Origin of the sequence: Streptomyces sp. NPDC004610 (assembly GCF_040609715.1) — a bacterium.
GTDB lineage: Bacteria > Actinomycetota > Actinomycetes > Streptomycetales > Streptomycetaceae > Streptomyces.
Genome location: NZ_JBEXLA010000029.1, coordinates 47,203 through 69,844, shown reverse-complemented (window position 1 = coordinate 69,844; position 22,642 = coordinate 47,203). Strand labels below are relative to the sequence as shown.

General features: G+C 71.3%; 16 protein-coding genes. 4 read left to right on the top strand and 12 right to left on the bottom strand.

From position 1 onward, the window contains the following. Positions 1 to 147 precede the first annotated feature (147 nt). From ABZX40_RS28665 to ABZX40_RS28650, 4 genes are all read right to left on the bottom strand, one after another. Complete coding sequence (locus ABZX40_RS28665) at positions 148 to 2,070, bottom strand: ATP-binding cassette domain-containing protein (protein ID WP_355744434.1); 1,923 nt, start codon at positions 2,068 to 2,070, stop codon at positions 148 to 150. 221 nt (positions 2,071 to 2,291) lie between these two features. Continuing rightward, positions 2,292 to 3,050: an NUDIX hydrolase gene (locus ABZX40_RS28660; RefSeq protein ID WP_355744275.1), complete on the bottom strand. Its 759-nt coding sequence runs from the start codon at positions 3,048 to 3,050 to the stop codon at positions 2,292 to 2,294. Positions 3,051 to 3,180: 130 nt separating this feature from the next. Then, positions 3,181 to 5,436, bottom strand: a complete 2,256-nt coding sequence (locus tag ABZX40_RS28655; RefSeq protein ID WP_355744272.1) for a glycogen debranching N-terminal domain-containing protein — start codon at positions 5,434 to 5,436, stop codon at positions 3,181 to 3,183. A gap of 295 nt (positions 5,437 to 5,731) precedes the next feature. Further along, positions 5,732 to 7,441: a DUF4192 family protein gene (locus tag ABZX40_RS28650; RefSeq protein WP_355744269.1), complete on the bottom strand. Its 1,710-nt coding sequence runs from the start codon at positions 7,439 to 7,441 to the stop codon at positions 5,732 to 5,734. A gap of 429 nt (positions 7,442 to 7,870) precedes the next feature. On the opposite strand from ABZX40_RS28650, the gene ABZX40_RS28645 reads away from it, so the two are divergent. Next, the gene (locus tag ABZX40_RS28645) at positions 7,871 to 8,383 is read left to right on the top strand and encodes a RidA family protein (RefSeq protein WP_355744266.1); all 513 of its coding nucleotides are present in this window, start codon (positions 7,871 to 7,873) and stop codon (positions 8,381 to 8,383) included. Positions 8,384 to 8,411: 28 nt separating this feature from the next. Here ABZX40_RS28645 and ABZX40_RS28640 read toward each other — a convergent pair whose 3' ends face one another. Further along, positions 8,412 to 10,565, bottom strand: coding sequence for a DEAD/DEAH box helicase (locus tag ABZX40_RS28640; protein WP_355744264.1), 2,154 nt, complete (start codon positions 10,563 to 10,565; stop codon positions 8,412 to 8,414). Positions 10,566 to 10,983: 418 nt separating this feature from the next. Here ABZX40_RS28640 and ABZX40_RS28635 point away from each other — a divergent pair, with 418 nt between their 5' ends. After that, positions 10,984 to 11,619, top strand: a complete 636-nt coding sequence (locus ABZX40_RS28635) for a hypothetical protein (protein WP_355744262.1) — start codon at positions 10,984 to 10,986, stop codon at positions 11,617 to 11,619. 306 nt (positions 11,620 to 11,925) lie between these two features. On the opposite strand, the gene ABZX40_RS28630 is transcribed toward ABZX40_RS28635, so the two are convergent. The 3 genes from ABZX40_RS28630 to ABZX40_RS28620 all read right to left on the bottom strand — a co-directional run bounded on the left by ABZX40_RS28630 (position 11,926) and on the right by ABZX40_RS28620 (position 14,034). Beyond that, entirely contained in the window at positions 11,926 to 12,558 is a 633-nt protein-coding gene (locus ABZX40_RS28630; protein WP_355744259.1) for a hypothetical protein, read from the bottom strand. Positions 12,559 to 12,626: 68 nt separating this feature from the next. Beyond that, positions 12,627 to 13,328 carry a ribonuclease HII gene (locus tag ABZX40_RS28625; protein WP_355744256.1) on the bottom strand — a complete coding sequence of 234 codons (702 nt, stop codon included), beginning with the start codon at positions 13,326 to 13,328 and terminating at the stop codon, positions 12,627 to 12,629. An 82-nt stretch (positions 13,329 to 13,410) separates the two neighbouring features. Further along, positions 13,411 to 14,034, bottom strand: a complete 624-nt coding sequence (locus tag ABZX40_RS28620) for a TetR/AcrR family transcriptional regulator (protein WP_355744253.1) — start codon at positions 14,032 to 14,034, stop codon at positions 13,411 to 13,413. Between the two features lie 211 nt (positions 14,035 to 14,245). Here ABZX40_RS28620 and ABZX40_RS28615 point away from each other — a divergent pair, with 211 nt between their 5' ends. Further along, positions 14,246 to 15,793, top strand: coding sequence for an MFS transporter (locus tag ABZX40_RS28615; protein WP_355744250.1), 1,548 nt, complete (start codon positions 14,246 to 14,248; stop codon positions 15,791 to 15,793). A 440-nt stretch (positions 15,794 to 16,233) separates the two neighbouring features. Here the strand turns inward: ABZX40_RS28615 and ABZX40_RS28610 are convergent, their stop codons facing one another. From ABZX40_RS28610 to ABZX40_RS28600, 3 genes are all read right to left on the bottom strand, one after another. Beyond that, positions 16,234 to 17,163 (bottom strand): ADP-ribosylglycohydrolase family protein, encoded by a 930-nt coding sequence (locus ABZX40_RS28610; protein ID WP_355744247.1) that lies wholly within the window; start codon positions 17,161 to 17,163, stop codon positions 16,234 to 16,236. A gap of 205 nt (positions 17,164 to 17,368) precedes the next feature. Continuing rightward, positions 17,369 to 18,028, bottom strand: a complete 660-nt coding sequence (locus tag ABZX40_RS28605) for a histidine phosphatase family protein (RefSeq protein WP_355744244.1) — start codon at positions 18,026 to 18,028, stop codon at positions 17,369 to 17,371. Positions 18,029 to 18,214: 186 nt separating this feature from the next. Beyond that, positions 18,215 to 18,820, bottom strand: a complete 606-nt coding sequence (locus ABZX40_RS28600) for a YdbC family protein (RefSeq protein WP_355744242.1) — start codon at positions 18,818 to 18,820, stop codon at positions 18,215 to 18,217. A gap of 149 nt (positions 18,821 to 18,969) precedes the next feature. Here ABZX40_RS28600 and ABZX40_RS28595 point away from each other — a divergent pair, with 149 nt between their 5' ends. After that, entirely contained in the window at positions 18,970 to 19,503 is a 534-nt protein-coding gene (locus ABZX40_RS28595) for a TerD family protein (RefSeq protein ID WP_355744239.1), read from the top strand. Between the two features lie 239 nt (positions 19,504 to 19,742). On the opposite strand, the gene ABZX40_RS28590 is transcribed toward ABZX40_RS28595, so the two are convergent. Further along, positions 19,743 to 22,637, bottom strand: a complete 2,895-nt coding sequence (locus ABZX40_RS28590; RefSeq protein ID WP_355744236.1) for a vitamin B12-dependent ribonucleotide reductase — start codon at positions 22,635 to 22,637, stop codon at positions 19,743 to 19,745. Positions 22,638 to 22,642: the final 5 nt, after the last annotated feature.

Sequence of the window (22,642 nt, the reverse complement as noted above, 5' to 3'; positions counted from 1 at the left end):
CTGTCTCCAACTCCCTTGAGGGCTTTGGTGAAAAGCACACGAAAGGGTGATCGCTCACCCCGTCGCAATTGACGCCTTATCGGAAAGAAATGGGCGTTCCCCGGGGAGTTGTGCACAACCCCGGTTCCGTACGGGCTCCCCCGGTCGTCATCGGACCCGGCTGCGCACGGTCGTGAGCAGATACGCGCAGAGCAGCGTGGTGAGCGACAACGCCAGGGCGCTGCCGACGGGTTGGGCGACGACCTTCGCCGCGGCGGCCAGATACCGCTCCCCGCCGAACGGCCACTGCGCCAGGAGCACCTCCCGCACCCGCAGCGGGAACCCGGCCGCGGTTCGCACGGACGGCCCTTCCCAGACCTTCTGTACGAGGGGTACGACGACGACCGGCACCGCGACCACGGCGGCCAGCCCGGCGGTCGTGGACCGGAAGATCCCGGCGGCGAGCACCCCGGCCCAGGCGCACCCCACACACAGCCCCAGCCAACTCGCACCGAGCGCCGGCCAGTCCGCGGGAACCTGTGCGACCTCCCGTCCGTATACGAGATAGAGCACTTCGGCGTCGCAGCCCACCGTGAGGGCGGCCAGCACCAGCGCGGTGGCGGCGGAGACGAGGAGCTTGGCCGAGAGCAGCCCCAGCCTGCGGGGCACGGTGCCGCGGTCCGCCGCCAGGGCGGGGTGGCGGAACTCGTCACCGAAGGCCAGCGCCCCGAGCAGCCCCGCGCCGAGCGCCGCGGGCGGCAACGGCAGCTCCCGCGGCCAGGCGGCGAGCAGCCGCGCCTGCGGGGTGTGCCCGATCCGGGCCAGGACCACGGCGGTGAGCGCGGAGACGACGAGCACGGCGGCGGCCGTGAGAAACCCCGTGCTGATTCCGGCGGCCCGGCGGAGCTCGTAGCGCAGGGGGCGCAGCGGGCTGGGCGCGGGGCGGACGGAGATGGGGGGCGGGAGAGCGGGGAGGGCGTCGATCGTGCGGGGGTGGGGGATGGAGGCGGGGGTGGGGAGAGGGCGGGGGGAGGGGCCCTCCCCCTCGGCGACACCGCTCACCGCCTCCCCCCGGCCGGTCACGGCCCCGCCCTGCCCTTCGTTCACGTCCACGTCCAGGTCCGCCGAGGCGGGCACGGCCACCTGCGGCCCGCCGCCTGCGTCGCCCTCGGACACACGCGCCTCTCCGGCCTCGGCGGCACCACTGCCCGCCCCGGGCCCCATGTCACCCACTTCGTCGGCGAGTTGGTGGACGAGGACGCCGTGCCGGAACGCGGTCTCCCCGACGTCGGCGCAGGTGGTGCCGTACACCGAGAGCCGGTTGCCGTTCTCCCGTACGACCTCGATGGAGCGGTGGGCGGTGCGGGCCTCTTTGGTGAGGAGGGCGGCGAGGCGGGTGGCGTGCGGGCTGCGGACGGCGACGCGGGGGCGCAGCCGGGTGCGGGCGAAGTCGGCCGCGTCCTGGTCCGCGGCGATCCGGCCCCTTTCGAGGGTGACGACCTGGTCCGACAGGGTGGCGGCGTCCTTGGGGTCGGCCAGGGTGAGCAGGACGGTGCCGCCCTGGCCCGTATGGGCCCGGAGGGTGTCGTGCAGCCAGCGGCTCTCGCGGCCGGAGAGCGCCTCGAAGGGGTCGTCCAGGACGAGGGTGTGCGGGTCGGGGAGGAGGGCGCAGGCGAGGCCGAGGCGGCGGTCCATGCCGCGGGCGAGGGTGCCGAGCCGTTCGTCGCGGAGGCTGACGAGGCCGACCGTTTCGAGGACCTCGTCGGCCCGCCGGACGGGAACGCCCGCGGCGGCGCACAGCATGCGGAGGTGGCCGCGCACGGTCCGGGAGGGATGGCCGGGCACATCGCCGAGGAGTACGCCCACTTCGCGGGAGGGATGGTCGATGCGGTGGAGGGGGCGGCCTCTGAAGTAGGTGGCGCCTCGGCCGTGTTGGAGTTCGAGCATCAGCCGGAGCGCTGTTGTCTTGCCCGCGCCCTCCTCTCCGAGCAGCGCGGTCACCCGCCCGGCCCGCGCCTCGAAGGAGACGTCGTCGACGGCGGGGGCAAGGCCCTTGCGGGGGGTGCTGGTCAGTCCGAACGCCTGGATCACTCGCAGCAAGATAGCGCGCTATGTCCGTTTTTGCGGGCAGTTCTGGGGCCGCCGGGCAGGCAACCGGCTGCATCGAACAGCCGGACGACCGGGCGCGTCGGCATGCAACGGGCCGACCGCGCCGACATGTGCCGGGCCGGCCCGGCATGCGACGGGCCTGCCTCATCCACATGGACGGGCCGGTCCCCTCGGACATCTGATCGGCCGGGCCCGCCTCGGTGTCACACCTCCGGGCGCAGCATGGGCGGGTTGAGGAGCGTGGCGCCGCCCGCGCGGAACAACTGGGCCGGGCGTCCGCCCTGGCGGGTGGTCGTGCCGCCGGTCGGTACCAGGAACCCGGGTGTGCCGGTGACCTTGCGGTGGAAGTTGCGCGGGTCCAGCGCCACACCCCAGACCGCCTCGTAGACCCGGCGCAGCTCGCCCACGGTGAATTCGTGGGGGCAGAACGCGGTGGCGAGCGACGAATACTCAATCTTCGACCGGGCGCGTTCGACGCCGTCCGAGAGGATCTGGGCGTGGTCGAAGGCGAGCGGCGCCACGGGCTCGTCGTCGCGGCCGTAACCGCCCTGTTGGAGCAGGTCGTCGACGGGCGCCCAGCGCGCGTTGCTGGCGTCGCCGCCCGCGCGCGGGGCGGGCAGGTCGGGGGCGAGGGCCAGGTGCGCGACGCTGACCACACGCATCCGCGGGTCGCGCTTGGGGTCGCCGTAGGTCGCGAGCTGTTCCAGATGGGCCCCGTTGTCCGTGGCGGGCACGGCCGGGTCGTGCACGCACAGCCCGGTTTCCTCCGACAACTCGCGCGCGGCGGCCTGCGCCAGATCCTCGTCGGCCCGTACGAATCCACCGGGCAGCGCCCAGCGGCCCTGGAACGGCGTCTCGCCCCTGCGCACCGCCAGCGCGCACAGCGCATGACGACGGACGGTCAGCACGACCAGGTCCACGGTGACGGCGAAAGGCGGGAACGCTGACGGGTCGTAGGGCATGTCGTGATCATAGTCGTCTGCCTGACGATAAACACGCCCTTCGTCAGCCCCGTCGTACCTGGCCCCGTTCCACCCGTTATGGCCCTCACCGGCGGCTCCTCGGCCTCGTCGGGCGTTGGACGGTGTGCGGTCAAGCCCCCAGCCGGAGGCCGTCGGCCGCTTCCTCGACCATGGCGAGCCCGAGTCTGCTGACCCGTACGGAGAAGGGCGCGCCGGCGACTCTGAGGTCCGTGAGACCGATCTCGCCGAGCGGCGCGCTGCGCATCGGTCTGAGCCGTACCGTCCCCGCCGGGGCGTCGGGGCGGATTCCGGCGAGTGTGGTCATCAGCAGGACCCCGGCGGCGGCCGAGGTGGCCGCCGGCCGACAGGCCGCCGGGTGCGGTATGGGGGCGCCGCCCTCGGTGCGCTGCTCCCCCGCGAACATCTCGGGCAGCCGGTGCCCGAAGGACTCGGCCGCCGCGAGGACGCCCCGCAGCAGGGAGGTCGCCTCCTTCTCGTACCCGGCGTGCGCCAGCCCTGCCACGGCGACGGCCGTCTCATGGACGCGTACCGCTCCGCTGCGGTGTCCGAAGGGGTTGTGGCCGGGCTCCTTCGCACCGAGTCCGCGCAGGCCCCATCCAGAGTCCATGGCGGGGCTGCCCAGGAGCCGGGCGAGCTGTTCCGTCTGCACCTTGTCCAGCAGCCCGGGTGCCTGTGCTCCCCCGCCCAGCAGACCGGTGTCGAGCAGATGCGCGGCTGCCGAACCCAGGTGGGGCACGAATCCGCCGTCGGCCGTGCGCGCCGCCGCGGGGCGGCCTCCGCCGAGGTCCTCGATCCAGAACCGCTCCCGGAACGCCGTCCGCAGCCGCTTGGCCCACTGCCTCAGTTCGGCCCCTCCCGGTCTGCCGTAGGAGTCGAGCAGATCGGCACCGAGCAGGGCGGCGCGGTGGGCGTGGGCCTGGGTCTCGCTGCGGACCGGGCCACCCGGCTGCGGGTCGGGCAGGTAGACGCCGCTGCCGGCCGTCGTCCGCAGCCAGGTCAGGCATCGCTCCGCCGCAGGCAGCAGTTGCGCGGTGGTCTGCTCGGGCAGGCCCCAGCGCCGGGCCTCCGCGAGCAGCGCCGGGAAGAGGAGGGTGGCTTCCGTACCCGTGCAGACGGGCGGCAGATGGGCGCCCGCGTCACGCAGCGGGCCGGGGATCATGCCGGAACTGGGTGCGGGTCCGGTGCGTTGGGTGCGGGCGAGTCCGCGGAGGGTGCCCGCGGCCAGCCGGGTGCCGAGGGGCAGGGCCATTCTGGCGGCTGCCAGCGCCTCGGCCGGGGCCTGTCCGCAGCGCCAGGGCGCGCCTGCGGCCAGATGGGTGTCGGAGGGGTGGTCGGGGTCGCGCAGCAGGAGTGCCTGGAGGTCGTCGACACCGGCCTTCAGGAGCGGGCCGATTCTCGGGTCGTCGCCCGTGGCCCGCGCGGGGGACAACGGACTCGTCGCCGCGCGTGCCACCGGCCGCAGGGGACCGGCGCCGTCGAGCCGGACGCTCAGCTCGACCGTGGCCGTGGCGCCGGGCGCCAGCTCGAATTCCCAGCGCAGGAGTCCCGCCGAGGCCAGCGCGTCGGCGGGCGGGGGATCCGCCGTGACCGACGAGGATCCGGCCGTGGCGGACGACCAGCGCAGCCCGGAGTCGTGGACGGTGGCCGCCAGTTCCGGTCCGGCCGTGCCGGACGCGATGGCGCCCATGGTGGCCAGGTCTGTCCCGAGTGTCACTTCGACGGGCAGCCTCAGGGAGCGTGGCGCCGCGCTGCGTACCGTGATCCGCTCCGTTCCCTCCGCGTGCCGGAGGCGTTCGACGATCACGTCGGGGTCCGCGCCGGGCTCCGGCGAGGCACGGAGCGTTCCGACGAAGCGCGCGCTGTCGGCGGTGGCCATCCTGGCCTGCAAGGCGAGTGGCTCCCGCCCTGCTACCCGGAGCCGGCAGCGGGCCAGCAGGCGCCGACCCGCCCGGTAGAAGCCGTCCAGGCCGTGTCCGGTCAGTTGTCCGTGCTCCGTGGAGATCGCGAGGCCGGGGAGGCTCACGCAGATGAGGGTGTGGTGGGCCGGGGGCAGAGGGGTGGGGTGGCGGACGTGGCGTGGGGTGGGGGGCGGTGCGGCTGTTGATAGTGCTGCCGCTGGTCGTGCTTTTGCCTTTGCCGGGGTGGGGGCTTGGTGGTGGGGGTGACTGGGCGGAAGGGGTGACTGGGGGTGGTGCAGCGTGGGGGACGGTCCCGGGAAGGGGCTGCGTGGTGGCGTTCCGGCGGGGGGCTCCCGGTGCTCCGACCTGCCGGTGCCGGATGTCGAAGGGGGACGGGCAACGGTGCCCGGTGACGACGGCTCCGGGATGGAGCGGTCGTCGGCCGAGGGCGGGGTGGGCTGGTGCATGGGCGGCTTCCTCCGCGCTCGGTGCGCCTCCGGCAGGGCGGTCGGAGTGACCGGGGCTGATGTCGAGGGCAGGTCGGACGGGTGGGGCGACTGGGGTGGGCGGCGACGGAGTGCCCAGGGGCGCAGTCGGTGGGGTCCTGCGCTCCGTCCGGGCGCTCCGCCACTCAGGTGAACGGGACCGGAGTCCCCCAGGTCACGCCCACGACGGTCCGCCGTGCCCGAACAGCGTCGGGTGAGCCGCCGCCCGACGGCCCGCGTCCACGCCCAGGCGGTCACCCACCGTCGCGGCGCCCGCTCACTCCTCGGCATCGGTGTTCCCGTCACCGGGCCGGGTTCCGTCGGGGGAGGTTGCGGAGGTTCGGGGGGCCCGGTGCGGGTCGCACGCGGCGCTCCGGGGGTTCGTCCGCGGTGCGCAGGTGGTCGCCGGACGGATCCGGTCCGGGGTCGACGGGGTGCGCCGGGCTCCCGGGCCCCCAGAAGGGCGGGTACCGGCACCGGCACCGGTGGAGCGGAGGGGGCGACGGCGCCTGGGAGGGGTGTGAGCCTCGGTGTCCGCTGCTGGGTGGGAGACAGGTACCTCAGATGCCTCGCCCGATGCGGGGCCGGACGGCATCGGCGTTCCGTCGGCGCCTGACGCCACGAGACCGGGCCTGCCGTGCTCTTCGAAGCCAGGCTCGCCGTGCTCTTCACCCTCCGGCGACTTCAGCGGCTTCGGCGACTTCAGCGGCTTTGGCGAATCCGGCGAATCCGACCGCTCACGCCCCACCTGCCCCACCCGCCCCGCCCGTTCCGAGCGCAGACAGCGCCGGATCGACTCCGGGTCGAGCCCCTCGTTCACCGCCTGGTGCAGGAGACGGGCGAAGAGGTACTCGGTGTCGGCGCCCAGTGCCATGGCGAGCGCTTCGCGGGCCTCCAGGTCGTCTCCGGTCGACCAGGCGACCCAGCCGGCGAGTGTGAGCGGTGCCGCCGCGTGCTCGGTGTAGGGGCCGACGCAGCGGCGCGCGAGGGCTCGCCAGAGCCGTAGCGCGGGTGCGGCGGCGTCGCCCTCCATCCACTCCGCCGCACGGTCGCGGGTCGTACGGTCCTGGAGGCCGAGGATGAGCGAGGCGGCCTCGTCGTCGGTGAGGAGTGTGTCGTCGCGCAGGTCCGAGGGGAGGACGCCCGGCACCTTGGGCGCGTCGGCGAAGCGGCGCATCACGTGCGCGGCCAGTTCGACGGTCTCCGCAGCCACGGCGGCCCTGCTGGCGCCGTCGAGAATCCTCGGCACCAACGACACACCGGCCTTGTCGAGCGCCGTCTCCTGTTCCAGGGCGGCGCCGGTTTCCAGGGGCAGCAGCCTGGCCCGCAGTTCACGGAGCGTGCCACGGACCTGGAGTCCGGCGTAGGTGGCCGCCGCCGCGAGCACCGAGGTACCGGGAAGGCCCATCGCGGCGCCGTCGGGCGGGCAGCAGTCCGGCTGGGAGCAGCAGTAGGACCAGAACCGGCCGTCGGAGATGCAGAGCGCCTCGATCACCGGTACATCGAGGAGGCCGCACTCCAGGCGCAGGTGCTGGGCCAGTGGGCGCATCCGCTCCATCACGTCCTGGCCGGTCTCGCCCGTCGCCGGTTCGTGGCAGACGTACGCCACCATCTGCTCCGGCGGGGTGCCGCGGCGCCGGCCGGCCGTGACCAGGCCGTGGGCGAGTTGCTTGGCCACGGAGGGCCAGTCGTCGGGGTTGGCGGGAATGCCGAGCCGGGCCCGGCCGCCCAGCCGTCCGCGCCCGTTCTTGTCGTACAGGGAGACCAGCACGATGCTGTCCTCGGGGCGGTAACCCAGCAGATACGGCAGGGCGTCCGCCAGTTCGCCGGGGCTACGGAGGGTGACCTGCTGGGCGCCGCCGTGTCCGACGTAGGCCGAGATGTCGTTGCCGATTCCCTGTGCCCGGCCGGTGCCCCTGGCGGGCTTCGTGTGGTGGTTGACGTCGTGGTTGTCGAAAGGTCCCGTGGATTCGCCGTGGTTCGTCATGTCTCGACGATCTCGCGGATTTCAATCTTCCGCTGGGGCCTGTGGATAACTCCGATCAGGGACACGTCACGGAGCGTCAACTCGGGTCGCCCGAGCCGAGGTTCGGGTGACGCCCCCATCATCCATCGGCGACAGATCAACGTCTCCCTACGTCGACTGGAGCGGTGCCTCAATCAGTCGGTCAGGGAACTCAGTTGCAAGAAAGAGTGCAGATTACCGATACCTTGACGGGCCGTTAACAGGAGTCCTACGCTCCGCGACATCAAACGACCCCTTGTCTCAAAATCAACCCCGCCGACGTGCGTCTCCTCACCGTCGATCAGGCAGTCCGATACCTGCGGAGCCGGAGCCGCCGCATTCACCTGCCGTCTTCCCGAGGAGTCGTAGGAGCTGACATCCGCCATCCCCCGCCGCAGGAGATGAACACCGATGAACGCCCAGAACGACCCGGAGTCCCATGAAGGCCCTCACCTCAGCCTGGTGCGCCACCCTGTCCTGACCGTCCCCGCCCGGCTGGCCACCGCGCCCGAACCGTCGGCGGACCCTGACCGCAGCGACCTCTTCCACTACTGGGAGTCCCAGCAGAGATCGCTCGGCTTCTCCCAGGGCATCCGGGTGGACAACACCGTCTGGCTGTCCGGCACCGCCGCCCTGGACAAGGACTTCCATCCCGTATCGCCCGATGACCTGCCCGCCCAGATGAGATTCGTCTACCAGCGCATCGAGGAGAGCCTGGGCACCTACGGGCTCGATTTCCGCCATGTCGTGCGCGAGAACATGTATGTCACCGACATGGCCGCCCTGGTCGGCGCCCTGCCGTACCGCAAGAGCGTCTACGGCAACGGTCCCTTTCCGACCTCGACGACGCTCCAGGTCAATCAACTGCTGCTGCCGGGCCTCATGATCGAGATAGAGGTGACCGCCTGCCGGGCGCTGCCCTAGCGGCCTCCTCGGCAAGCCCCGCGCGCGTTCACCCCGCCGCCGCCAGGACCAGCGGGAGCACCTCTCCGCTCCCCGACCGGCGCAGCAGGCGGGCGGCGACCGCGAGGGTCCAGCCGGAGTCGGTGCGGTCGTCCACGAGCAGGACCGGCCCCGGCGTGGCGGCCAGGGCCTCGGCCAGTTCCCCGGGGACGGTGAACGCTCCCGAGAGCGCCCTGAGTCGCTGAGCGGAGTTGCTGCGCCGTACGGCGTGCCCGTCGCCGGTGTGGGCCAGGGTGCCGAGGAAGGGCAGACGGCCGGCGTTCGCGATGCCCTGGGCCAGCGTGGCGACCAGTCGCGGGCGGGTCGTGGAGGGCAGGGCGACGACTCCCACGGGGCGTGGGGCGGCGTCCGGCCCGTCCGTGGCCCATCCGCCCGGGGAGCGTGCCCAGTCGGCCAGGACGGTCACGCAGGCCCGTAGGACGTCGTCGGGAACGGGTCCGTCGGGTGCGTTGTCGGCGAGCAGGGGGCGCAGCCGGTTGCCCCAGCCGATGTCCGAGAGCCGGCCCAGGGCACGGCCCGTGGAGCACTGCTCCTTGGCCGGGATACGGCCCTTGAGATCGACGCCCAGGGCGGGCATTCCGGTGGGCCACATCCGGCGCGGCTCGACCTCCACGCCCGGCCGGTCCAGCTCCTTCTCGGCGCCGGTCAGGGCCTCCGTGGACACGGTGGGCTCGATCCAGGGGCCCGCGCAGTTGTCGCAGCGTCCGCACGGGGCGGCCTCCGGGTCGTCGAGCTGGCGCCGCAGGAACTCCATCCGGCAGGCATCGCTCCCCGCGTACGCGCGCATGGCCTCCTGTTCGGCGGCGCGCTGGCGGGCCACCCTGGCGTAGCGCTCGGCGTCGTAGTGCCAGGGCCGGCCCGTGGCGGTCCAGCCGCCTTTGACGCGGCGGACCGCGCCGTCAACGTCGAGCACCTTGAGCATGCTCTCCAGCCGGGTGCGGCGCAGGTCGACCGCGGCTTCCAGGGCGGGGACGGACAGGGGGCGTCCAGCGTCGGCGAGGGTGTCGAGGGTCTGGCGTACCTGCGCCTCGCGCGGGAAGGCGGTGTCGGCGAAGTAGCGCCAGATCGCCTCGTCCTCCTTGCCCGGCAGCATCAGGACATCGGCGTGCCGCACACCGCGTCCCGCGCGCCCGACCTGCTGGTAGTAGGCGATGGGTGAGGACGGTGAGCCGAGGTGGACGACGAAGCCGAGGTCCGGTTTGTCGAAGCCCATGCCGAGGGCCGAGGTGGCGACCAGCGCCTTGACCCGGTTGCCCAGCAGGTCTGACTCGGCCTGGAGCCGGTCCGCGTTCTCGGTGCGGCCCGTGTAGGACGCCACCGGGAAGCCGCGCTGGCGCAGGAAAGCGGTGGCCTCCTCGGCCGCCGCGACCGTCAGCGCGTAGATGATCCCGGAGCCCGGCAGCTCGTCCAGGTGTTCGGCCAGCCAGGCCAGCCGATGGGCGGCGTCCGGCAGCTGGAGCACCCCGAGGCGCAGGCTCTCCCGCTCCAGGGAGCCGCGCAGCACCAGGGCCTCCCCGGCGCCCGTCCCCAGTTGCTCGGCGACATCGGCGGTCACGCGCGCGTTGGCGGTCGCGGTGGTGGCCAGCACCGGGATGCCCGGGGACAGATCGGCGAGCATGGACCGGAGCCTGCGGTAGTCGGGGCGGAAGTCATGGCCCCAGTCGGAGATGCAGTGCGCCTCGTCGACGACGAGCAGACCGGTCGTGGCCGCGAGCTTGGGCAGGGTCTGGTCACGGAAGTCGACGGAATTGAGTCGCTCGGGGCTGACCAGGAGCACATCGGTCTCACCGCGCTCGACCTCGTCGTGGATCGTGTCCCACTCCTCGGGGTTGGCGGAGTTGATGGTGCGCGCGCGGATACCGGCCCGCGCGGCGGACTCGACCTGGTTGCGCATCAGCGCCAGCAGCGGCGAGACGATCACCGTGGGGCCTGAGCCGCGCCGGCGCAGCAGGGCGGTGGCCACGAAGTACACCGCCGACTTGCCCCACCCGGTGCGCTGCACCACGAGCGCGCGACGGCGGTCGCGGACCAGCGCGGCCACCGCGTGCCACTGGTCCTCCCGCAGCCGCGCGGTGCCTCCCGGATCGCCGACCAGTTCGGCGAGGATGGCATCGGCTTCGGCGCGCAACTCCTGATCGTCCATGTCTCCATGCAACCCGATGGGTCTGACAATGGGCCACTCGCGCCCTGCCCGGCCGCCCGAGCCAGGGGCGGGGTGTGTCGCGATTGGTCCTTGCGATCAAGGGCCGAACGGGCGAAACGTGGCCGCCGCAACGCCTCGCGCGGTGGCACCCGGGAACGCGTGTGGCCCGTGGGAGGCACCGGCAGTGCGCCCTCACACCGTGGGGCACCTGGTGCCCCTTTGGGTAGGGATATAAGCCACGCAGCAGCAGATACGGGTCGGTGACCCCATTTGCTCGTTGCCGCATCCCAGTTCGACAGGAAGAATTGAGGTCCGCTCCCCGCACGGCTCGGCCGTGGTCCGGAAGGGCTTCGCTGCGGTGGGCGCTCCCCCGACCAGACCCCGCCCGCAGTGCGGGCGCCTAGCCGAAGGGAGGATCGTGACCTTCGGATTCGCTCCGTCCTCCGCAGCATCCACGTCGTCCTCGGCCGACCTGTCCGCCGCTTCCACCAACCCCTTGGCCCGTACGCTGGAACCGGCGGAGTGGGCCTCCGCGGGCATCCCCCTCCTGCGCAGTCCGAGGGAAGTGGTCAGCGGACTGTACGCCCGGCACCGCCCCCTGCCGCTCACCGCCGTCGTGGCGGTGCTCGATCCCGACGAGCGGCTGCTGGCCAGCGCCTCCTTCAAGCGGCGGACGGCCCAGGCGGACGGCTGGATGCTGCGCAACGCCCTGCTCTCCCAGCTGCGCCGGGTCATCCCGCACGACCTGCGCCGCCGCACCCCGGTGCGTACGGCGGTGCTGCTCTACTGCCGGGAGGGCGACGCGCGTTGGACGGAGGAGGACGGGGCGTGGATGTGGGGCCTGCGGGACGCGTGCACGCTGCACGGGCTGCGCTGCGGGGCGTACATCACGCTGACCCGGGACGGCTGGCAGGTGCTCGGGGAGGGGCGCGGCGGGCGCAGTCCCAGCATCGGTTCGGTGCCCGAGCCGTTCGCCACGGCTGAGGCGCCGCCTCCGCTGCCGCGGAGCGGTGGTGCCGCCTCGGAGATACTCAGCCGCGTCGCGGCCCGCTGAGGGCCTCTCCCGTTCCGCCCCGGGTCGTCTCCGGGACATGCCTCGCGGGCAGCACGGCAGGCGCACTGCGGCCTCCGCGAGCCCCGAGCCGTGGCGCGAGGCGGCCTCGCGCCTTCCCCTGCCGCGGCGCCCGCTCACACGACCGCCGCCCACCGGCGGGTCGGACCCGGCGACCCAGGGCCCCGGGCAGCCCGAAGCACCGGCCTGACCTGCCCCGTCAGGGCAGAAGCCGGTGCGCCCTCCGAGCACGTACCAGCGTGGCGACGGCGCCGTTGCCCTCGCCTCGTCGCGGGAACCGGGCCGGGCTCAGACGCCCGCGCCCAGCACCGTGTTGATCTTCTTCGGGTCGCCGCAGACGATCAGCAGGGCCCCCGCCCGGCTCAGGGCCAGCGGCAGCGCGGACTCGGCCGTGTCGTCGGAACCGCCGTTGACGGCGACCACGACGACGGGACGGGAAGCGGCACGGCCCGTGGTGACGGCGTCGGTGTAGAAGACGTCGTCACCCGCGTCGTGCTGCTGCCAGTAGGAGGCTTCGCCGAAGGACAGCTCATGCGCTGCCCAGGGGTGTTGTTCGCCGGTGGTGACGACCAGGACGTCACCGGGGGCGCGGCCCGATTCCAGCAGCAGGTCCACGGCCTCCTCGGCGGCGTCGAGGGCACCTTCGGCGGAGGCCGGGATCAGCTGGATCTGCGGGGCCGCCGGGGTCGGGGCGGTGGCAGTGGGGCCCGACGGAGCGGGCTTGGCCGGGACCACGTCACGCGGCGTGCGTTGCACGGGCGGCGCCGGCCGCAGCGGGCCGGGACGACCGGGACGCGAGGGCGCCACGGGGCGGGGGCCGGGTACAGGACGGGGGGTCGGCGCGGTACGGCCACTGGCCGGGGTGGCGCGGGGACCCTGGGCACTCTCGTGAATCTGAGGCTCCTCGGGGATGAGAGGCATGAGCTGATGTTAATCAAACGCTGGTGCGACGCACATGGGCGGGTGGCACATACGTGCGAGCGGAATCGTCAGAAATCGAAGCCGAGCTGACCCTCGATCTCCGGAACGCTTCCCTCCGCCCAGCTGCGGGCCTTCTTCAGGTGCCGCCACTGGGGCAGCGCATCAAGATACGCCCACGACAACCGGTGGTACGGGGTGGGGCCCCGCTCCTCCAGTGCGGCCTTGTGCACAGGTGAGGGATACCCGGCATTGTCCGCAAAACCGAAGTCTGCATGGTCGACACCCAGTTCGGCCATCATTTTGTCGCGCTGAACCTTGGCGATCACCGAAGCCGCCGCGACGGCCACGCACGACTGGTCCCCCTTGATCACCGTGCGCACCTGCCAGGGAGCCCCGAGATAGTTGTGCTTGCCGTCGAGTATCACGGCCTCGGGCCTGACCGGCAGGGTCTCCAGGGCGCGCACGGCGGCCAGGCGCAGCGCGGCCGTCATGCCCATCCCGTCGATCTCCTCGGGAGAGGCATGCCCGAGGGAGTACGACGTCACCCATGGGCGCAGCACTTCGGCGAGTTCCGTGCGCCGCTTGACGGTGAGCAGCTTGGAGTCGGTGAGTCCTTCGGGGGGCCGGCGCAGTCCGGTGATCGCCGCGCAGACGGTGACGGGACCGGCCCAGGCGCCTCGCCCCACCTCGTCGACACCGGCAATGATCTTCGCTCCGGTCGTGGCGCGGAGGGAGCGCTCGACGGTGTGGGTAGGCGGTTCGTACGGCATGGCGCCCTTAGCGTACGCCGCCCGGATCACCTGGTGACACCCCGCCTCCCCGAGTCGCGCACCCGAGGGCGGGGAACCCGTCTCAGGCGGCGCCCGACCGCAGCAGCGGCATCATCAACTCGTCCACCATCTGCTCGATGTCGGCGTCCGGCCATTCGCTGGCACAAATCTTTGAGCGGTACAGCATCATCGCCGGGATGGCGTCGATGACATAGCTGTTCGCAGCGTCGGGCCGCACCTCGCCGCGCTCGATTCCCCGGTTGACGACCTCCCCCAGCAGTCTGACGGTGGGCTCGACGACCCCGCCGAAGATCACCCCGTGGAACCGCTCGGCCTGCGCCGGATCGCATTCGTAAATCACCGAGCGGAGCGCGAACCCGGGCCGCGAGAACATCCCGTCGCGCGCCTGGCGGCACAGGTGGAGCAGATCCTCGCGCACACCACCGAGGTCGGGAGCCTCGTCGAACCGCGGGAGCCCGGCCTGAAGGGCGTCGGCGACGAGATCCTCCTTGGAGGGCCACCGCCGGTAGACCGCGGCCTTGCCGGTGTGGGCACCGGCCGCGACCCCTTCCATGGTGAGGCCGCTCCAGCCGACCGTACTGAGCTGCTCCAGGGCGGCGTCGAGGATCGCGCGCTCCAGCACGGCACCACGGCGGCGGATCGCGGCGGGCGGAGCGAGGTCTGCCGGCGGGCGCGAAGTATCCATCGGGACATTCTCCAGCGAGGGGGGAGGCGCCGGGCGCCAAATATCGGACCGGCCGCCACCCGAGGGGCAGGGACGCACCACGTGGCATCGAAGGGGGACACACCACGCGAGGGCAAATTGAGAGAACGGTTGCGTTCACTAAGGCTGACTCACTACGGTTGGCCCGACAGTGAACGCAACCGTTCACTAAAGCGTTTCTGGGGGACCCACAGTGACAACCTCTCAGTTGATCAAGAACAAGGAACCGGGTGCGGCCCGCCGGGAAGGGCGTCCCGGCATCGCGCTCACCGTCATCGCGGCCTGCCAGCTCATGGTGGTCCTCGACGCGACGATTGTGAATATCGCGCTTCCCCACATTCAGGATGCGCTCTCCTTCAGCACCACCGAGCTGACCTGGGTGGTCAGCGCGTACACCCTGACGTTCGGCGGTCTGCTGCTGCTCGGCGCCCGCGCCGGTGACATCCTCGGCCGCCGCCGGGTCTTCATGGCCGGGATCCTGCTGTTCACCTTCGCCTCGCTGCTCGGCGGCTTCGCCCAGGAACCCTGGCAGCTGCTCGCCGCGCGGGCCCTGCAAGGCGTGGGGGGCGCCATCGCATCGCCCACATCGCTGGCCCTCATCACCACCACGTTCCCCGAAGGGCCGGAGCGAAATCGCGCCTTCGGTGTCTTCGCGGCCGTCTCCGCAGGTGGCGGGGCCATCGGTCTGCTCGCGGGCGGCATGCTCACCGAATGGCTGGACTGGCGCTGGGTGCTCTTCGTCAATGTGCCGATCGGTGTCCTCATCGCCGTGCTCGCACCGCTCTACATCAGCGAGTCCGAACGGCACCCCGGACGCTTCGACATCGCCGGTGCGCTGACGTCCACCGTGGGCATGGCCTCCCTGGTGTACGGCTTCATCCGGGCGGCCGAGGAGGGCTGGCAGGACAGCCTCACCCTGGAATCCTTCATCACCTCCGTGGTCCTGCTGTCGGCCTTCGTCTTCATCGAGACACGGGCACGGGAACCGATCACCCCGCTGAAGATGTTCGCCGACCGCAATCGCTCCGGCACCTACCTGATCATGCTGAGCCTGGCCGCGGCGATGTTCGGGATGTTTTTCTACATCGTGCTCTTCGTCCAGAACGTGCTGGGCTACAGCCCGATCAGCGCCGGTCTGGCCTTCCTGCCGGTCACCGTCGCGATCGCGGTGGGCGCGGGGTTGTCGCAGCGGCTGCTGCCGACGCTCGGCCCCAAGCCGTTCCTGGTCTCGGGCTCGTCGCTGGTGGTCATCGGCCTTATCTGGCTGACCTTCATCAGCCCCGACAGCTCCTATGCCGGTGGGGTGCTCGGACCGATGCTGGTGTTCGGCTTCGGCATGGGCCTGATCTTCGTGACCGCGACCGTGACGGCTGTCTCCGGGGTGGCCCCTCAGGAGGCGGGAGCGGCGTCCGGGCTGCTCAATGTCACCCAGCAGGTGGGCGGCTCGCTCGGACTGTCGATCCTCACCACCGTGTTCGGTACGGCGACCAAGAACGAGGCCGAGAAACAACTGCCGGACTTCCTCGCCAACGGCACCGCGGAGCAGAAGGCGGAGTTCACCCGGACCCAGGAGCTGCCCGCGCCCTGGGGGCACGAGGTGCTCGCCCATGGCATCTCCATGGGCTTCGTCCCGGCCGCGGCCATGGCGGGGCTCGCTCTTGTGGCGGCCTGGTTCGTGATCAAGGTCCGCAAGGCCGATCTGGAGACGCTCTCGGGCTCGCCGGGGGCGATGGTGGGCTGAGGAGGAACGGGCACTGACGAGCCACGGCCGGTGGACGGCAGTGGCTGCGGGCCGGAGGTGGGCGGGAGGCATCACGGGGGTGTGCCGCCCGCCCGCCGACCGGCCTCGCTCCCTCCGCCACCGGGCACCGACCCATACGGCGGTCAGCACGGCAAGGGTCACGGGCAGCAGCCCAGATCCGCCCCATGACACCAACGCACCCACCACGCTCACCCCCTGTGCCCCTCGCACCCCCCCGCGTACGCACTCGTCACGCGGCAGCTGTAGTGGGAACGCGCGACCGGTCACGGAGAGTTCCCGCCACGCACAGAGAGTTTCAACGACGGCGTCGGGGAGCGAACGGCCCCCGCACCCCCCGACAGACAACCGCGCGCCCCGGCATGGGCCCGGCCGGACTGGTGACCAGCTAGTTCTCCCCCTAAGCGGACGGGCTGCCCCGTCTAAGCACCCCTCGGCACCCACTCCGGCAACGCCTCCACCCGCTCGCCCCAGCCGACCGGCGGTCGCCCCGTCCCGCTCGCGGCCAGCACGCCACCCACGATGGCGCAGGTCGTATCGACATCGCCGCCGACCTGCGCGGTCGTCCAGAAGGCACGCTCGTAGTCGCCGAGGGCGCGCGCGGCGGACCAGAGGGCGAAGGGGACGGTGTCATGGGCCGTCGTACGCCGTCCGCAGCCCAGTACGGCGGCGACGGTCGCCGCGTCGTCGTAGTCGAGCATGTCGCGGGCGCGGCGCAGTCCGGCGCCGACCGCGCTTCTGGGGATCAGGGCGACGACCGCGTCGAGAAGCGCACCGGCGCTGGGCGGCCCGCCGGGGGAACCGGCCAGGGCGGCTGCGGCGGCGACCGCCATGGCGCCGACCACGGCCTCACGGTGCTGGTGCGTCGGATAGGCGGAGATCTCGGCCTGGTGGGTGGCCTGCTCGGGGTCGTCGGCGTACCAGGCACCCAGCGGTGCGATCCGCATCGCGGCGCCGTTGCCCCAGGACCCCTGTCCGTTGAACAGCGCGGCCGACAGCTCGCGCCAGTCGCCGCCCTCCCGGACCAGGCGCAGCAGCCGGTTGACGGCGGGGCCGTACCCGCGGTCGAAGTCATGGCGCGCGGCGAAGGAGGCGGCCAGCGCGTCCTGCTCGATCCGTCCGTGCGCGGCGAGAACGGTGACGACGGAGCAGGCCATCTCGGTGTCGTCGGTCCACTGCCAGATGCCCTCGGGCAGTTCGCGGCGCTTGAGCAGCGGATGGTTCACCGGGACGAAGAACTGCGAGCCGAGCGCGTCGCCCACAGCCAATCCGCGCAAGCTGGCCAGCGCGCGATTGAGGCGGCCGTCAGGAGAGAAGTCGTCGGGAGAGAGGTCAAGGGAGTCGAAGGTCATCGCTCAGCCACTCTAATTCGTCACCGGCGGATCCAGCACTGTGCGGAGGGTGACGGCCTTGCATCCTCGCTACCGTCATCACCGGGTCGGCCGGTCATCGACCGCCGACTTGATCATCATCAGGTGGCCTGCCCTGCCACCAGGACCGACGGACCCCCACCCGGCCATCCGACCCCCACGACGAGCGAAACCACCACCGAAGCCGCTATCCACCGATCCCGTACCACTCCGGATCCCGCCAGCGCTCGAACGGCCGGTCCAGGGTGTACCTGCCGTCATGTCCGAGAACGAGCATCCGCACCTCACCGTTCCCGGGATTCGACAGGGACTCGAATTCCGCGACCGTCCAGTGGAACCAGCGCATGCAGAACAGGCGCATGGCCAGCCCGTGGGTCACCAGGAGCACGTTCGGCGGATGGTCGGGCGCCTCGAAGCTGCGGTAGAGGCTCTCCAGGAAGCCGCCGACCCGGTCGTACACATCGGCGCCGCTCTCGCCCTGGGCGAAGCGGTAGAAGAAGTGGCCGTAGGCGTCCCGGTACGTCTTCTGGAGGCGTACGTCGTCGCGGTCCTGCCAGTTGCCCCAGTCCTGTTCGCGGAGCCGGGGCTCCTCCCGGACGCGTATCAGCTCGGGGTCGAGATGGAAGGCGCGCAGGGTTTCGTGCGTACGGCGGTACGGGGAGACGTACACGCTCACCCGCTCGCGGCCGAACTGCTCGCGCAGCCCCTTTCCGGCCTCCTCCGCCTGCCGCCAGCCCCGTTCGGTCAGGGCGAGGGCGTGGTCGGGTTCACGCTCGTACACGGTGTCATCAACATTGCCCGTTGACTCCCCGTGGCGGACAAGGACGATGCGCCGTGGTCGTGCCATGCCGAAACCCTAGATCGGAGGACGCGATACCGGGCGGTCGTGGGGGCTCCATACGGCGTAGGTCACACAATCTCCCCACTGCGGGCCGCCGGCATCAATGGTCGGAGGCCGCCACGCGTAAGGCGCTCCGCGCGCGGTGCCGGTCTTCCCGGACACCCCTCCCAGGGTGCCTCGTACGGGCCGTGGTCACACCGTCCAGGACGGTTCCATTTCGACGATGTCCCCGGTGAGCGCGGCGATGTCCGCCTCGGTCTGGGCGCGCAGGGCCAGGCGTTCGATGCGCTCGGTGCGGTACTTGCCGTGCTCGGCGGCGGACTGCCACATGGACAGCACCAGGAACTCGTGCCCAGGGGCCTCGGCGAACAGTCCGCGGATCATGCCGGGCGAGCCGGCCATGGCGGGGTTCCAGACCTTCTCCTGCATGAGGGTGAAGTTCTCGACGCGCTCCTCGCGGACGCGGCACAGGGCGACGCGGATGAGGTCGGCGTCGACGAAGCGGGGTTCGAAGCCGGTCTTCACATCGAAGCGGTAGTCGAACAGCCTGACCTGGGCGTCCTTGAAGGTGCCGGACTGGGCCGCCGCGAGCCGGTCGTGCGAGCGGGCCATGAAGGAGTCGTAGAAGGCGCGGGATTCCCAGAAGGTGAAGATATGCGCCACCGAGGGCCGCACGCGGCTCCAGCCGCCGCCCTGCCCCCGGAATCCGGGTTCACCCGGAAGCCCCGCCCACTTTCGCTGTCCCCGCTCGAACCCCCGGCGGTCCACCACGGTGCAGCGAATCCACTTGACCAGCACCGCGCCATCGTACGGCCCGGGAGGTGCCGCGGGTCACGGTCGGTGGGAGCGCATACGCGCGTGCGCCCGCCTCCGCGTGGCAGGATGGACAACCGGCCCTGCCCACGGGGCAGTTCGGGGTGGATATGTACGGGGAAGGGGCACAACCGGTGAACGACCTCACCAAGGGCATCCGCAAGGCCGAGATCGCGGTCAAGTGGGATCCGAGTCCGTCGGGGCAGCCGCCGACCGATCTCGACCTGGTGGCGGCGACCTATCTGACGAGTGATCCACAGGGTGAGCCCGCCTATCTCGTGCACTTCGACAGGCGCTCCCCCGACGGAACGATCACACTCAACCGGGACAGCAAGGACGGCAAGGGCTTCGGCTGGGACGAGGTCCTGACGGTCGAGTTCGAGCGCCTGGACCCGCGCTACGCGCGCGTGGTGGTGGGTGTCATCATCCAGCAGCGCCCGGACCGCCGGACCTTCGTCAGCGTCGGCAATCCCAAGCTGCGCATCCGTGAGGGATACACCGATCTGGCGGCCGACGACTTTGGCGGTGTGCTCGGAGCGACGGCGGCGACGGTCGGGGAATTCCTGCGCACCGACTCGGGAACCTGGGACTTCTACCCGGGCGTTCATGGATACGAGGACGACCCCACGTCCTTCACCAGTGCCATGGGTGCCACCGCTCGTTCCTGATCCGCACCGCCGGTGCTCCTCACCCGCAGGAGGGGTTCCGGCCCGGTTCCGTGCGCCGGGGCGCCCCCTGCGCACCCGGACCAGGGAACCGGGAAGCAGGCTCAGCGCGCACGACGCCGGATGCGCACCCGGCGCGTGACAGGCGGGAGGGGCGCCGACCTGACGCCGACGCCCCTCCTCACGCTTCACCTCTCCGGCGTGCGCGCCGGGCAGGGTGCCCGGCGCACCGCCGAGAGGCCTCAGCTGCAACCGCTGGTGGACCCGCATCCCTCACAGATGTAGCAGGACCCGGCCCGCTGCATCTTGGTGCCGCAGGAGAAGCACAGCGGGGCGTCAGCCTGGATGCCGAGCTGCATCTCCACCAGTTCCGCGCTGGTGTGGGCCTGCCGCGGGGCGGGACGGGCCTCCTCCTCCGTACTGGCCTTCGGCGCGGCGACGGCCTTGAGTTCTTGGGCCCGCGGCGCCGACTGGGCGAGGCCCTCGACATCGACATCGTCGTCCAGGGGCTCGTACGAACCCGTCTCCAGGTGGCGCTGGCGCTCCTCGGCGGAGTGGATGCCGAGCGCGGAGCGCGTCTCGAAGGGGAGGAAGTCGAGCGCCAGGCGGCGGAAGATGTAGTCGACGATCGACTGGGCCATCCGGACATCGGGGTCGTCCGTCATCCCGGCCGGCTCGAAGCGCATGTTGGTGAACTTCGAGACGTAGGTCTCCAGGGGCACGCCGTACTGGAGGCCGACCGAGACGGCGATGGAGAAGGCGTCCATCATGCCCGCGAGGGTCGAGCCCTGCTTGGACATCTTCAGGAAGACCTCACCGAGACCGTCGTCCGGGTAGGAATTGGCGGTCATGTAGCCCTCGGCGCCACCGACCGTGAAGGACGTGGTGATCCCGGGGCGGCCCTTGGGAAGCCGCTTGCGGACCGGCCGGTACTCGACGACCTTCTCCACCTTGGGCTGCTCGGCGGAGACGGGGGCCGCGACGGCCTTGGTCTCCGGCTCCTTCTTCTTGGCGGAGAGGGGCTGGCCGACCTTGCAGTTGTCGCGGTAGATGGCGAGGGCCTTGATGCCCAGCTTCCACGCCTCGAAGTAGATCTCCTCGACCTCCTCGACGGTCGCCGTCTCCGGCATGTTGACCGTCTTGGACAGGGCGCCGGAGATCCACGGCTGGATGGCGGCCATCATGCGGACGTGGCCCATCGGGGAGATGGTCCGCTCGCCCATGGCGCAGTCGAACACCTCGTAGTGTTCGAGTCGCAGCCCCGGGGCGTCGATCACATTGCCGTGGTCGGCGATGTGGGCGACGATCGCCTCGATCTGCTCCTCCTGGTAGCCCAGGCGGCGCAGGGCCTGCGGAACGGTGCCATTGACGATCTGCATGGAGCCGCCGCCGACCAGCTTCTTGAACTTGACCAGCGCGAGGTCGGGCTCCAGGCCGGTGGTGTCGCAGGACATCGCCAGACCGATGGTGCCGGTCGGGGCGATGACGGACGCCTGCGCGTTACGGAAACCGTTCTTCTCACCCAGCCGCAGCACGTCCTGCCACGCCTCGGTGGCGGCGGCCCAGACCGGCGTGTCGAGGTCGTGCACGCGGAGGGCCTGGCCATTGGCGTCGGCGTGCTGCTTCATGACGCGGTTGTGGGCGTCGGCGTTGCGCGCGTAGCCGTCGTAGGCGCCCACGACCGTGGCGAGCTCGGCGGAGCGGCGGTAGGCCGTGCCTGTCATCAGCGAGGTGACGGCACCGGCCAGGGCCCGGCCGCCGTCGGAGTCGTACGCGTGGCCGGTCGCCATCAGCAGGGCGCCGAGGTTGGCGTAGCCGATGCCGAGCTGGCGGAACGCGCGGGTGTTCTCGCCGATCTTCTGGGTGGGGAAGTCGGCGAAGGAGATGGAGATGTCCATCGCGGTGATGACCAGCTCGACGACCTTGGCGAAGCGCTCGGCCTCGAAGGACTGGCTGCCCTTGCCGTCGTCCTTGAGGAACTTCATCAGGTTCAGCGAGGCCAGGTTGCAGGACGTGTTGTCCAGGTGCATGTACTCGCTGCACGGGTTCGAGCCGTTGATCCGGCCCGATTCCGGGCACGTGTGCCAGTGGTTGATGGTGTCGTCGTACTGGATGCCCGGGTCGGCGCAGGCCCAGGCGGCCTCGGCCATCTTGCGGAAGAGGGTCTTGGCGTCGACCTTCTCGATGATCTCGCCGGTCATCCGGGCCCGCAGACCGAAGGTCTCGCCGTTCTCGACGGCCGTCATGAACTCGTCGTTCACCCGGACCGAGTTGTTGGCGTTCTGGTACTGGACGGACGTGATGTCGTCGCCGCCCAGGTCCATGTCGAAGCCCGCGTCGCGCAGGGCGCGGATCTTCTCCTCCTCCTTGACCTTGGTCTCGATGAAGTCCTCGATGTCGGGGTGGTCGACGTCGAGGATGACCATCTTGGCGGCGCGCCGGGTGGCGCCACCGGACTTGATCGTTCCCGCGGAGGCGTCGGCACCGCGCATGAAGGAGACCGGGCCGGAAGCGTTGCCTCCGGAGGAGAGCAGTTCCTTGGAGGAACGGATCCGGGAGAGGTTCAGGCCGGCGCCGGAGCCGCCCTTGAAGATCATGCCCTCTTCCTTGTACCAGTCGAGGATCGACTCCATGGAGTCGTCGACGGACAGGATGAAGCAGGCGGAGACCTGTTGCGGCTGGGGCGTGCCCACGTTGAACCAGACGGGGCTGTTGAAGCTGAAGATCTGGTGCAGGAGGGCGTACGCCAGCTCGTGCTCGAAGATCTCGGCGTCGGCGGGCGAGGCGAAGTACTTGTAGTCCTCGCCGGCCTTCCGATACGTCTTCACGATGCGGTCGATCAGCTGCTTGAGGCTGGTCTCACGCTGCGGGGTGCCGACGGCACCCCGGAAGTACTTGCTGGTGACGATGTTGACCGCGTTCACCGACCAGGAGCCGGGGAACTCCACGCCGCGCTGCTCGAAATTGACCGAGCCGTCGCGCCAGTTGGTCATGACGACGTCACGACGCTCCCATTCCACCTCGTCGTACGGGTGCACTCCAGGGGTGGTGTGGATGCGCTCGATACGCAGTCCCTTGCTGGCCTTGGCACCCTTTGCCCGGGAACCTCGTGCCGGACCGCTCGTCGTCTCTGTCATGCCGC